The sequence below is a fragment of the Lysobacter oryzae DSM 21044 genome, from assembly GCF_059568595.1.
Genome location: NZ_JCANTQ010000008.1, coordinates 157904 through 170592 on the forward strand (window position 1 = coordinate 157904; position 12689 = coordinate 170592).

Consider the following 12689-nt stretch of genomic DNA (forward strand, 5'->3'; position numbering starts at 1 on the left):
CCGTGGCGATACGACAGCTTCCCGACACCCTCATCAACCAGATTGCCGCCGGCGAAGTCGTCGAACGCCCCGCGTCCGTGGTCAAGGAACTGGTCGAGAACGCACTTGATGCCGGCGCGCGTCGCATCGATATCGACCTGGAGGAGGGCGGAGTCCGCCTGATCCGGATCCGCGACGACGGTGGCGGCATCCCCGCGCACGACCTGCCGCTGGCGGTGTCGCGCCATGCCACCAGCAAGATTGCCTCGCTCGACGACCTCGAGGGCGTGGCGACCCTGGGCTTCCGGGGCGAGGCCCTGCCGTCAATCGCCTCGGTCAGCCGCTTCGCCCTGGTCTCGCGCCATAACGGTTCGCCACACGGCGCCGCGCTTGAGATCGACGGCGGCCGTCTCGGCGAGGTCGTGCCCAAGTCGCACCCGCAAGGCACCACCGTCGAGGTGCGCGACCTGTTCTTCAACGTGCCTGCACGGCGCAAGTTCCTCAAGGCCGAGCGCACCGAACTCGGCCACATCGAGGAATGGCTGCGGCAGCTCGCGCTGGCGCGTCCCGATGTGGAGTTGCGTGTTTCCCACAATGGGAAGCCGTCGCGGCGCTGGAAAGGCGAGGGCGACCTGCTGTCCGAAGTACGCCTGCACGAGGCGCTGGGCGAGGAATTCGCCAACCACGCGCTGCGCATCGACCACAGTGCCGCCGGATTGCGCCTGCATGGCTGGATTGCACAGCCGGTATACAACCGGGCCAGCGCGGACCAGCAGTACCTCTACGTCAATGGTCGCGCGGTCCGCGATCGCAGCGTGGCGCACGCGGTCAAGCAGGCCTACGCCGACGTGTTGTTCCACGGACGCCAACCTGCCTATGTCCTGTTCCTGGAACTGGACCCGCGCCGCGTCGACGTCAACGTGCATCCGGCCAAGCACGAGGTCCGCTTCCGCGACGCACGCCTGATCCACGACTTCGTCTACCGCACGCTCAACGAGGCACTGGCGGAAACGCGCGCCGGCAGCGCGCCGACCCCGGCCGCGATGCACGACGCCGGCAGCGCGGCGCAACTCGCGTACCGGTGGAACGCCGCCGCACCGCAATCGCCGCTGGGGCTGCAGCAGGTGGCCGAAGCCCGCGCCGGCTACGCCACCTTGTACGGCAGCGCGGCCGCGGCCATGCCCGAGCCGGCCTCACCGATGCCGTTGCAGGACGGCCCGGACGCGACGATGCCGCCGTTGGGCTACGCCGTCGCCCAGTTGCACGGCATCTACATCCTGGCGGAGAACGCCGACGGCCTCATCGTCGTCGACATGCATGCCGCACACGAGCGCATCGGTTACGAGAAGCTCAAGTGCGCGCATGACGGTGAAGGCCTGCGCACCCAGCCGCTGCTGGTACCGATGACCGTCGCCGTGTCGGAACGCGAGGCCGACGTCGCCGAGCGCGAAGCCGAAACGCTGGCAACCCTGGGTTTCGAACTCAACCGCAGCGGCCCGCAATCGCTGGTGTTGCGTGCGGTTCCGGCGCTGCTTGCCCACGGCGACGTCGAGGCCCTGTTGCGCGACGTGCTTGCCGACCTGCGCGAGCACGGCGAGAGCCGCCGGGTGGATGCCGCGCGCGACGAGTTGCTGGCGACCATGGCCTGCCACGGCGCCGTGCGGGCGAACCGGCGTCTCACTTTGCCGGAAATGAACGCGCTGCTGCGGGAAATGGAAGTGACCGAGCGTTCCGGGCAATGCAATCATGGCCGTCCGACCTGGGCGCGCTTTTCCCTGGCCGAAATCGACCGCTGGTTCCTGCGAGGACGTTGATGTCGCGACTCACGAACAAACTGCTGCCGTTGTTGCTGCTGGCATTGGCAGCTACCGCCTGCGAGGACAAGGAAGCCGCGCGAAAGGCCGCCGAGGCCAAGGTCCAGGCGTTCGCCGCCACCCAGAAGGAATGGCGCGACGAACGCAGGGCGAAGCTCCTGCAACCGGACGGGTGGACCAGCCTGGTCGGGCTGCACTGGATCGAGAAGGGCGAGCACTATTTCGGCAGCGATCCGGACAACGGCATCCGCCTGGCTGCGGGACCGGCGCACGCCGGGATGATCTCGCTCGAAGGTGACCGCATCCGCTTCGTCCCCGAGAAGGGCGCGGCGTTCACGCTGGACGGCGAGCCGCTGAAGGGCGCGACCACCCTGCTGAGCGACGCGGACGCCAACGGCCCCAGCAAGCTCGGCTTCGACGACGGCAAGGGCGTGATCACGATCATCAAGCGCGCTGATCGCTACGCCTTCCGGGTCAAGCATGCCGATGCGCCGACGCGCACCGGCTTCAAGTCCATCGAGTACTGGCCGGGCGGCAACGACTGGATCATTCGCGCGAAGTTCGTGCCCAATGCGCCGGGCAAGACCCTGCCGATCGCGAACATCGTCGGCACCACCGAAAACGTCTCCAACCCGGGCGCGGTCGAATTCCAACGCGACGGCAAGAGCTACCGCATCGAAACGCTCGACGAGGGCGATGGCGTCCTGTCGCTGATCTTCGCGGATCGCACCAGCGGCCACGGCAGCTATCCCGCCGGCCGCTTCCTCGATGCCGCCAAGCCCGATGCGGGCGGCACCGTGCTGCTCGACTTCAACAAGAGCTACAACCCGCCGTGCGCGTTCACCGCATTCGCCACGTGCCCGTTGCCGCCTCCGGAAAACCGCCTCGACCTGGAAATCGTCGCCGGCGAAAAGACCTACCACTTCGAGAAGAGCAAGCAGTCATGAGCCTGGCCGCGCGTCGCCGCAATTTCCTCGTACTGCCACTGCTGGCGTGCGCGCTGGCCCTGCCGCTCGCCTGCGCGGGAGCCCCGGCGGCGAATGCCGCGCCCGCAACGGCCGCCGCCAAGGTGCCGCCGAAGCCGCTGCTGTGGAAGGTGTCGGACAAGGACAACTCCATCTACCTGCTGGGCTCATTCCACCTGCTGAAGGCGGACGACTACCCGCTGTCGTCCGACGTCGACAGCGCCTTCGACAAGGCAGGCAAGGTCGTTTTCGAAGTGCCGCCGGCGCAATTGACCGATCCGGCGCTGGCGCAGAAGCTGCAGCAACTGGCCGGTTACGGTGATGGCCGCACCCTCAGCCAGGTCCTGCCGCCCGCCGTGCGCGAGAAGATGACGCAGGTTCTCGGCAAGCAGCACGTCGATGAGCTTGATCCGGTCGAGCCTTGGTACATCAACCTGAGCCTGATGATCGGGGTATCGATGCGCATGGGCTTCAGTCCCGAACAAGGGCTCGACATGTACCTGGCACGTCGCGCCGCCGCGGCTGGCAAGCCGGTGGCTGGCCTGGAGACCGCGGAACAGCAGCTGGCCATCCTCGACGCCACGCCGATGGATGAGCAGGTCCGGGGTCTGCAGGACTATTTCGCCAATCCGGAAGAATTGCCCAAGCTGTTGAACGAATCGCATGCGGCATGGCGCGATGGTGATGCGCGGCGCCTGGGCAACCTGGTCATCGACGAAATGCGCAAGGAAACGCCGACGAGCTACCGCGTGCTCAACACCGAGCGCAACGATGCCTGGGTACCGCAACTGCGCAAGCTGCTCGATGACGCGTCCAAGGGCGACATCCTCGTCGTCGTGGGTGCGATGCACCTGCTCGGCCAGGATGGCGTGGTCGAGAAGCTGCGCGCCAAGGGTTACAAGGTCGAACGCATCTGCACGGCCTGCAGCAAGGCGGAGTAATTCCGCCGACTTGGGCGGCGGCCGCCGTCAAGCGCGGCAGCCGCGCCGGGAATCAGTCGATCGCGACCAGCTCGATGCAGTCCACCGGGCATGCGGGCACGCATAGTTCGCAGCCGGTGCAGAGCGGCTCGATCACCGTGTGCATGTGCTTGGAGCCGCCGATGATCGCGTCCACCGGGCAGGCCTGGATGCACTTGGTGCAGCCGATGCAGTCGGCTTCGACGATGAGCGCGACCTGCGCCGGTTTGTGCTCGCCGCGCGAACGGTCGTAGGGCTTGGGCGCGACACCCAGCACCTTGGCCAGCGCCCGCGCGCCGGCGTCGCCACCGGGCGGGCAATGGTCGACGTCCGCCTCGCCACGCGCCATGGCTTCGGCGTACGGACGACACCCGGCATAACCGCATTGGCCGCATTGGGTCTGCGGCAGGATGCGGTCCAAACGCTCGGTCAGTTCGGTCGTCATGCGGGACAAGCCATGCGTTGGCATGGCCGGGATTGGCCGGCTCAGCGCACCGGCATGCCCGGCTCAGCGCCGCTGTCGGCATCCAGCAGGTGCAACGCGCCGCCATCGAAGCCGGCGGAGAGGATCATGCCTTCGCTCAGGCCGAAGCGCATCTTGCGCGGTGCAAGGTTGGCGATGAACACGACATTGCGGCCCACCAGCTTCTCCGGTTCGGCGTAGGAGCCGCGGATACCCGAGAAGATCTGGCGCTTGCCCAGGTCGCCCGCGTCGAGCTCGAAGCGCAGCAGCTTGTCCGAACCTTCCACGAACTCGCACGCCAGCACCTTGCCGACGCGCAAGTCGAGCTTGGCGAAGTCGTCGATGGCGATGGTCGCGCTGGTGGTGGCAGGTGCTGCCGCGGCAGCCGGCGGGGTGGGGGCAGCGGCGGGCCTGGCGGTGTTCGCCGGGGCGGCCTGCAGGTTTTCCTTGGAAGCTTCGATCATGGTCTCGATCTGTTTCGGATCAATGCGGGTGAACAGCGGCGTGTAGGCGGCGATGCGTCGGGCCAGCAACGGGGTCTCGAGGTCGCGCCAATGGGCCACCGGCGCCTGCAGGAAGGTTTCGGCCTGCGCGGCCACGCGCGGCAGCACCGGCTTGAGCGCGGCCGCGAGCACGCGGAACAGGTTGAGGCCCTGGGTGCATACGGCCTGCAGCTGCGCATCGCTGCCTTCCTGCTTGGCCAGCACCCATGGCTTGTGTTCGTCGATGTACTTGTTGGCTTCGTCGGCCAGCGCCATGGCCAGGCGCAGCGCGGTGGCCGCTTCGTTGCGGCCATAGGCGTCGGCGATCGGCGCGAGCTGCGCGGCGAAGTGCGCATACATCGCCGCATCCGGCAGTTGCGACGCCAGCATGCCGTCGAAGCGCTTCTCGATGAAGCCGGCGCAGCGGCTAGCGAGGTTGACGAATTTGCCGACCAGGTCGGAGTTCACGCGCGCAGTGAAGTCGGCGAAGTTGAGGTCGACGTCGTCGACGCCGCCCGAGGTCTTGGTCGCGAAGTAGTAGCGCAGCGCCTCGGGCGCCAAGCCATGCTCCAGGAACGTGCGCGCCATGACGAACGTGCCGCGCGACTTCGACATCTTCTCGCCGTTCACCATCAGGTAGCCGTTGACGTGCAGCCGCGTGGGCGCGCGATGGCCGGAACCGTGCAGCACCGCCGGCCAGAACAGGCCGTGGAAATTGACGATGTCCTTGCCGATGAAGTGGTGCATCTCGGTCGGCGTGCCCGGCGCGAGATAGCGGTCGAAGTCGATGCCCTCGCGCTCGCTGAGCGCCTTGAAGCTGGCGAGGTAGCCGATCGGCGCGTCCAGCCAGACGTACAGGAACTTGCCCGGATGCCCGGGGATCTCGAAACCGAAGTAGGGCGCATCGCGCGAGATGTCCCACGCACGCAGGCCGCCTTCCGCGTCCAGCCATTCCAGGAGCTTGGCCTTGACGCCGGGCGTGGCGACGTCGCCAGCCAGCCATTGGCGCAGAAAGTCGCTGAAGTGCCCGACTTCGAAGAAGAAGTGTTCCGACTCGCGGATCTCGGGCGTTGCGCCGCTGATTACCGAGCGAGGTTCCTTGAGTTCGGTCGGCGAATACGTCGCGCCGCAGTTCTCGCAGTTGTCGCCGTACTGGTCGGCGGTGCCGCAGTTGGGGCAGATGCCCTTCACGTAGCGATCGGGCAGGAACATGCCCTTGACCGGATCGTACAGTTGCGACACGGCGCGGCGCTGGATGTGGCCGTTGGCTTCGAGCTCGCGGTAGAAGCTCTCGGTGAGGGCGCGGTTGTGCGCCGAGTTGGTCGAGTCGTAGTGGTCGACGACGACGTCGAATGCCTTGAGGTCGCGCTCGTGCGATTCCTGCATGCCGGCGATGAAATCTTCCGGCGTTACCCCGGCCTTCTCGGCCGCCAGCATGATCGGCGTGCCATGCGTGTCGTCCGCGCTGACGAAGCGCACCGTGTCGCCGGACATGCGCCGTGCCCGCACCCAGATATCGGCCTGGATGTAGCCCACCAGGTGGCCGAGGTGCAGCGCACCGTTGGCGTAGGGGAGGGCGAAGGTGACGAGCAGGTCGCGGGACATGGGGACGACAGGTTCGAGGGGGCGGCGATTATCGCATGCGCAGCAAAAAGCCCCGGGCATGCCGGGGCTTTGTCGGAGGAACGCGGCCTATTGCCGCACCCAGACCTGCTGCCGGCAGATGAAGGCGATGCAGCCGGACATCCCGAGCTTCGCGCCTCCTGCGAGGAGTTCGATCTTCGACTTGTAGGTCTTGCCGTTCTCCGGATCGAGCACGGTGCCGCCTTTCCACTTGCCGGGGCCGTCGGCCTTCAGGCCCCACAGGATGACCATGCCCTTGATCGGCTTGTCGCGGTTGCTGCCGCGACATTTGTCGCACGCCGGATCGGTGCCGTTGTGGGTGTCGAGGATTTCGACGACCTTGCCGGCATAGCTTCCATCCGTCGCGCGATAGATCTCGACCACGGACTTGGCCTTGCCGGTGTCGTCATCGATGGTTTGCCAACGCCCCGTGGGCACGCCCTGTGCGGGGGCGGCCATTCCGGGGATGCAGAGCAAAGCGGCCAGCAGTGCCGCGAACTGGAAGCGCATGGCGAATTCCCCTTCTCTGAAAAACGCAACGGCCCGTTGCCGGGCCGTGCGGGTATGGCTTGCCAGTGGCCGTCAGTGCTCGCGGGTCCAGTGCGCCGAGCGGCAGAACACGAACTTGCAGCCGGTGATCTCCAGCTTGTTGCCGCCGTCGACCAGCTTGACGCTCTTGACCTTGAAGCTTTCGCCGGCGGAGGGCTTGAAGCCCTGGCCATTGCCCCAGCCTTCCGGTGTCTTCTCCAGGTTCCACAGCACCGGCATGCCGATGATGGGCTTGTTCTTCTTGTCGCCGTCGCACTTGCTGCACAGCGCGTTGGGGGCGTAGAGGGTCTCGACGACCTTGGCGGCGAGCTTGCCGTTCTTCGCCTCGTACACTTCGGTGATCGTCATGGCCTTGCCGGTCTGGTCGTCCCAGGTCTTCCAGCGACCGATCGGCGAGGTCGCGGATTGGGCGAAGGCCATCGTGGTTGCCGCCAGCAGCGGCAGGGCAAGCAGCGCGCAAATCAGTTTGGTACGCATCGAGCAGTCCCCCTCCGGACTTTGTTGATCGATCCGCGCCGGCGGCGCGGGAGTGCGGCCTTTATACCGCATCCGGCGGCGTACGGACGCGTGGGCCGCCGTTCATTCAGCCGCCAAAAAAGAAGCCCGGCTTTCGCCGGGCTTCGGTGTGGAGGCGCGGCTTATAGCCCGTTGCCGCCGCATCCCTTGAGCAGGTAATCCTCGATCAGCTGCAACTGGTCGCCCATGATCTGGCGGGTCCACGCGGGACCATGCGCGTAGTCCTCGAGCCGGTGGTAGTCGACGCGCTGACCGGAAGCCTTCGCCTTCGCGGCGAACCAGTCCGACTGCTCGATCGGCACCGTCTGATCGCGGTCGCCGTGGTAGATCATGATCGGGATCTGGATCTTGTCCGCCTGGTCCAGCGGATTGAGCCCGTCGACCGTCGGTGCCTGCGCCTGGCGGAAGAACGGGTTGGTGTAGAACTTCGACCAGATCCGGTGGATGTCCGACACGCCTGCGCCGGCGATGGAGCACTTGTAGAGGCCGTTCGGACGCACCGCCGCGGCAAACGCCGCATACCCGCCGTACGAGAAGCCGAACATGGCGATGCGGCCGGGCTGGGCGATCTTCTGTTCGATCATCCACTTCGCGCCATCATCCTTGTCGTCCTGCATCTTCTGGCCCCACTCGGCGTCGCCGGCCATCCACAGCTTGCGGCCCCAGCCATCGGAGCCGCGGTACTGCGGCCGCAGCACCGAGAAGCAGCGTGAAGCCAGGAGCGGTGTCCACATCGAATCGTCGAACGACATCTGATCGCGCCCCCAAGGGCCGCCATGCGGATGGACGACTGCCGGCCACGGGCCCGGGCCGCACAGTTCGGCGTTGGGTGTGGTCAGGAATGCCGGGATGTCCAGACCGTCGCGCGCCTTGTAGTAGATCAGCCTGGTATCCCCCAGCGCCTGGGAATCGATCTCGGGATACTGCTTGGCGAGCAGCGACAAGCGGCCGTCCTTGAGCAGGTAGTACTCCGGCGGACGCGAGGCACCATCGACCTTGACGACGAACGTCTTCATGTCCGGCGTGTAGTCCAGCAGCGTATAGCCGACCTTGGCGTCGTACTTGGCCGTTGCATCGGCTCCGGTCGCCGGATCCACGAACCGGGTCGGCTCCGCATTGATGCCCAAGGCCGAGCGCAGGCCCTTGTCGAGGGCCTGGAATTGCGGCGCCACCCATTGGACGTCGGAGCCGCGCGGTCCCGCATAGACGAGGCCCAGGATTTCACCCGGACGCGCGCCGCCGGCGGTCTTGTAACGGTTGAGCAAGACGTCGCTCGCATTGAAGTAGCGATGCTCGAATAGCACTTCCTTCTGCTTGCGCGCGGCTATGTCGTACTCGTGGATGACCTGCTTGTCCTTGCCCTTGTTGCTCAGGACGAAGGCGACATTGGGGTCCTCCGCGAAGCCGATGATGCGCACGGCATCGCGCTCCTTCACGTGCGAGCGGAAGTGCTCATCCCACTTGCCGGTCTGCGGGTCGCGGAACTCGGCGGCGATGAAAGCACCATTGGCGTCGAGGCCGTAGCGCGTCCTTGCGCGCAGGCGGCCTTCCAGGTCGGTGACGTAGCTGGCGACGCTTTCCTCGCTGCGCTGGATCCGATCGGCCTTGAAGGTGCGGAGGTTGACCTTGTAGACGTCGCCGGCGTCGGTGCCGACGCTGTTGACGAGGAGGATGTGGTCGGGATCGTTAGGCAGCGTATCCAGCACCCCTGGGTTGCTCAGCGCCTGGGCGAACTGCTCGGCGCGGCCGCGGGGGCGCTCCAGCGGCATCGGTTCGTGCCATTGGCTGCCTTCGAGGTCGGTAATGAACAGCTTGCTGACGAAAGTCTTGGTCACCTGGTCGAAGCGAAGGTCGTACGGCTGCCATAACGTCACGGCCAGCGCATCGTTCTTGACGAACGACACCGACGCGAACTTCATCTTCTTGGTCGCGATCACCGTGGGCGCTTCGCCCAGGGCGTCGGTCTTCCACACCAGGATGACGCGCTCCTCGCCACGCGCTTCGAGCGCGGCCAGGTGTTTGCCATCCGGGGAAAGGGAAACGCTGCTGATCTTGGGGAACGCCGCCAGTTGGGCGATCGTCGGCGCCACGGGCTTGGCCGAGGCTGGCGTTGCGATCAACGCCGCAAGCGCAAGAAAGCACGAACGGATCATCATTGGTTTGCAGCTCCATCCACGAGGTAGGGCGACCGGTCGTCGCCCACCAAAAAAAAGCCCGCCGCCTGTTACGGCGGCGGGCGGGGTTGCCACGAAGTGCTACATCAGAACGACTTGGAGACGTTCACGAAGAACGTGCGACCGACGTAGTCGTAGCCGCTGTACAGCGGGGCATTGCCGACGCGGTTATAGACGCCCGACGAGATGCTCGGCGGGATCGCGTTGGTGAAGTTGCGCACGCCTGCGGTCAGCGACCAGGTGTCGAAGGTGTACTGGCCCGACAGGTTGTGGGTGAAGTAATCCTTCACGTACAGCTTGCGCGCGTCGGTTTCGCCGTTGAGGCCGAAGTAGTCGTAGCTCTGCATTGCGCCGACCCACTCGGTGCCGTAACGGATCTTCCAGTTCTTCATGCTGTAGGCGACGTCGAACGAGCCCGCGTACTCGGGGTTGTTGATCGTGCCGTTGACATCGTCGATCGGATCGTCCGCGAACAGCTTGCTCGACTGCTCCAGGTAATGCGTGACTTCGGTCGTCGCACGCAGGGTGCCCGGGCCGAGGTCGCGCACGTAGCGCAGGGTGAAGTCGTAGCCGCGGACGTGGTCGGTGGCCAGGTTGACGTAGCTGTCATGCACCGTGAGGGCATTGCTGCCAGCGGTGCGCGGATCGACCAGGCGGCAGAAGCCTCCGCCGGAACGGAACTGCGGGTCGTCGTAGCACAGTTGCAGGATGTTGCCTGCACCCGCGCGCGAGACGCCGTTGTCGACCTGGATGTCGAAGTAGTCAACCGCGAACGAGATGTCGCCCACGCTGTCCGAGAAGTCGGGCTGCAGGATCAGGCCAACCGTCAGCGCCTTGGAGGTTTCGGCCTTCAGGCCGGCTTCGGCGCCGCCGGCGGTGAGGACCTGGACCGAACTGGTCGCCTGGAAGTTCGGGGCGAGGCCTTCGCTGGCGCAGTTGGCGGCGCGGATCGAACCCGGATCGGCACCGTAGTTGTTGCACGGGTCGTTCTGGTTGCTCAGGAAGCCGCTGGTCGCGCCCAGGAACTGTTCGAACAGCGCCGGAGCGCGGTACGACGTGCCGTACGAACCACGCAGCGACACCCAGTTGAACGGCGTCCACAGGCCACCGAGCTTGTAGGTGGTGTCCGAACCGTACGACTTGTAGTCGGTGATTCGAGCCGACGCGTTCATCGTCAGTTCTTCCGCCCACGGCAGGCCGGACAGCAGCGGGAATTCGAGTTCGCCGTACGCTTCCCACACCGAGTCGGTGCCACGGGTGATGGCGGCCGAGGTCAGGTTGTACAGGTTGCCGTTCTGCGAATCGACCGGCGGCGTATCGTCGATCTTGCCCTTGCGGTACTCGACGCCGAACGCGCCGCGCACTTCGCCGTACGGCATGGCGAACAGCGGCCCGTTGACGCCGAAGGTCGCGGCGCTTTCGGTGTATTCGGTGTTGCCGGTGACCGGGACGAAGGTCCAGTCCTTCCAGGCCTGCGGCAGCACGCCGCCGATGACTGCGGTGGTCAGGGCCGGAGCAGCGACGCAACCGTTGGCCGGGTTGCGGCAAACGAACGTACCACCGGGCCCGGCGACCACGTCGAGGCTCTGCTTGACGCGATCGGTCAGCCAGGATTCGAAGGTGTAGTCGGCATCCGAGCGCGCATGGCTCAGGGTGAGGTCATAGCTCCAGTCGGAGAAGATGAAGTCACCCTTGATGCCGCCCAGTCCCTTCCAGTAGTTCAGTTCCTGGCGGCTGTGGTCGTTGCCGTAGCCGATGAAGGCGCGGACACCGACCGGACCATTGGTGATCGCGGTGGGAGCATTCTGGAACGTGCTGGCCTGCAGGTTGGCCGGGATCAGCGGGCTGCCCTTCCAGTAGTCCAGCGACAGCTGGCGATAGCCGGTCTGCGACGACTTGCGCTGGTTGCCGAGCAGTTCGAAATACACCTCGGCGTTACCGAGGGCTTCAACATCGAAGCTGCCCTGGAGGAAGCCGGTACGGATCTTGGCGGGCGAGATCAGCGAGCGGTTCAGCATGCGCGGATCGAACGTGTCGCGGATGTTGGTGTTGGTGGTCTGGCCACCGCCCACGCCTTCGAAGCCGACCAGACCGGTGGTCACGGCCGAGTTCGGGCGCCAGCGGTTGAACGTGGTGCCGGTCGCGCCACGCGCGCCGACGCCGGTGAGGCTGTTGGTGCCGATGGTGTTGATCGTGACGCCGTTGGAGCCGGTGCCGGTGATCGGATAGCACTTGGGCTTGCCGGTCAGCGGATCGATGGTGTCGCCGCTGCCCCAGAAGTCGCCGATGGCGAGGTTTCGGCGCAGGTCCGTGTTGCAACGGGTCCAGTCGCGATCGCCGAGCGTCAGTTCGTTGCGGTCGTAGGCTTCGAACGAGGCCGACAGGTCGTAACGATCGCCGCCCTTGCCCCAGACCAGCGAGTAGCGGGTCTGGTCGCCGCCGCCGTCTTCAGTCACGTTGTACTGGGCTTCGGCCGTGAGGCCATCGACCTTCTTGCGGGTGATGATGTTGACCACGCCGGCGACCGCGTCGGAGCCGTAGATCGACGACGCGCCGTCCTTCAGGACTTCGATGTGGTCGATCATTGCGTTCGGCAGCACGTTGAGGTCGGCCGAGCCGACCGAGCCGCGCGAGCCGGCCGGCGAAACGCGGCGGCCGTTGAGCAGGATCAGGGTGCGCGAAGCACCCAGGCCGCGCAGCGACAGGGTGTTGACGCCCGGGCCGCCGTCGACGACGAAGCCGCCGAACGCGTTGTTGATCTGGGCGGTGCCGCCGGTTACGGAGTTGCCCTGCAGGATGTTCGCGGTCGAGGCGAAACCGGCGAGCGTGGTTTCCTCGCGGGTGATCACCTGGACGGGCGAGACCGAGTTGAACGTGTCGCGCGCGATGCGCGAACCGGTCACGGTGATCGCTTCGAGTTCGGTCGCGTCCTTCTTTTCGGCCTCGGTGGTGGCCTGGTCGTCCGAAGTGGCCTGGGTTTCCTGGGCCATGGCGATGTTCGCGCTAAAGAGCAGGGCGCTCATCAGCGCCACCGACAGCGCATTGCGCTGCAGGCGGTGGGTATTGCTGGCAGACATCTGTTTCCCCTGTTGATGATGGTTTTCTTGGTTGCGCCAATCCCCCGGCGCGGCCGGTGCTTGACCGACAGGTCGAACTTAACATGCT

At 66.0% G+C, this 12689-nt stretch carries 9 protein-coding genes; 3 read left to right on the forward strand and 6 right to left on the reverse strand.

Annotated features, from left to right (window positions below; genetic code table 11):
- Nucleotides 1-2: 2 nt before the first annotated feature.
- From mutL to BP05_RS00875, 3 genes are read left to right on the forward strand one after another with little or no spacing between them, the layout of a single operon-like run.
- A complete protein-coding gene (gene mutL / locus BP05_RS00865; RefSeq protein ID WP_496359502.1) occupies nt 3-1793 on the forward strand; it encodes a DNA mismatch repair endonuclease MutL in 1791 nt (596 codons plus the stop codon).
- Nucleotides 1793-2740, forward strand: coding sequence for a DUF1684 domain-containing protein (locus BP05_RS00870; protein WP_496359504.1), 948 nt, complete (start codon nt 1793-1795; stop codon nt 2738-2740). The genes mutL and BP05_RS00870 overlap by 1 nt, the downstream gene beginning before the upstream one ends.
- A complete protein-coding gene (locus BP05_RS00875) occupies nt 2737-3699 on the forward strand; it encodes a TraB/GumN family protein (protein WP_496359506.1) in 963 nt (320 codons plus the stop codon). The genes BP05_RS00870 and BP05_RS00875 overlap by 4 nt, the downstream gene beginning before the upstream one ends.
- 52 nt (nt 3700-3751) lie before the next feature.
- On the opposite strand, the gene rnfB is transcribed toward BP05_RS00875, so the two are convergent.
- The 6 genes from rnfB to BP05_RS00905 form a co-directional block, all read right to left on the reverse strand.
- Nucleotides 3752-4162: an Rnf electron transport complex subunit RnfB gene (rnfB, locus tag BP05_RS00880; protein WP_496359508.1), complete on the reverse strand. Its 411-nt coding sequence runs from the start codon at nt 4160-4162 to the stop codon at nt 3752-3754.
- Nucleotides 4163-4203: 41 nt separating this feature from the next.
- The gene (gene metG, locus BP05_RS00885) at nt 4204-6267 is read right to left on the reverse strand and encodes a methionine--tRNA ligase (protein ID WP_496359510.1); all 2064 of its coding nucleotides are present in this window, start codon (nt 6265-6267) and stop codon (nt 4204-4206) included.
- A gap of 87 nt (nt 6268-6354) precedes the next feature.
- Nucleotides 6355-6795: a DUF2147 domain-containing protein gene (locus BP05_RS00890; protein WP_496359512.1), complete on the reverse strand. Its 441-nt coding sequence runs from the start codon at nt 6793-6795 to the stop codon at nt 6355-6357.
- 72 nt (nt 6796-6867) lie between these two features.
- Nucleotides 6868-7311: a DUF2147 domain-containing protein gene (locus BP05_RS00895; RefSeq protein WP_496359514.1), complete on the reverse strand. Its 444-nt coding sequence runs from the start codon at nt 7309-7311 to the stop codon at nt 6868-6870.
- 161 nt (nt 7312-7472) lie between these two features.
- A complete protein-coding gene (locus BP05_RS00900) occupies nt 7473-9503 on the reverse strand; it encodes an alpha/beta hydrolase family protein (protein ID WP_496359516.1) in 2031 nt (676 codons plus the stop codon).
- A gap of 107 nt (nt 9504-9610) precedes the next feature.
- On the reverse strand, nt 9611-12601 hold the full coding sequence (locus tag BP05_RS00905; RefSeq protein ID WP_496359518.1) for a TonB-dependent receptor plug domain-containing protein: 2991 nt from the start codon (nt 12599-12601) through the stop codon (nt 9611-9613).
- Nucleotides 12602-12689: the final 88 nt, after the last annotated feature.

Bases quoted from the DNA above. Each gene is read 5' to 3' on its own strand.
- metG (WP_496359510.1), bottom strand. From the start codon at position 6,267: ATGTCCCGCGACCTGCTCGTCACCTTCGCCCTCCCCTACGCCAACGGT.
- rnfB (WP_496359508.1), bottom strand. From the start codon at position 4,162: ATGACGACCGAACTGACCGAGCGTTTGGACCGCATCCTGCCGCAGACC.
- BP05_RS00890 (WP_496359512.1), bottom strand. From the start codon at position 6,795: ATGCGCTTCCAGTTCGCGGCACTGCTGGCCGCTTTGCTCTGCATCCCC.
- BP05_RS00870 (WP_496359504.1), top strand. From the start codon at position 1,793: ATGTCGCGACTCACGAACAAACTGCTGCCGTTGTTGCTGCTGGCATTG.
- BP05_RS00875 (WP_496359506.1), top strand. From the start codon at position 2,737: ATGAGCCTGGCCGCGCGTCGCCGCAATTTCCTCGTACTGCCACTGCTG.
- BP05_RS00895 (WP_496359514.1), bottom strand. From the start codon at position 7,311: ATGCGTACCAAACTGATTTGCGCGCTGCTTGCCCTGCCGCTGCTGGCG.
- BP05_RS00905 (WP_496359518.1), bottom strand. From the start codon at position 12,601: ATGTCTGCCAGCAATACCCACCGCCTGCAGCGCAATGCGCTGTCGGTG.
- BP05_RS00900 (WP_496359516.1), bottom strand. From the start codon at position 9,503: ATGATCCGTTCGTGCTTTCTTGCGCTTGCGGCGTTGATCGCAACGCCA.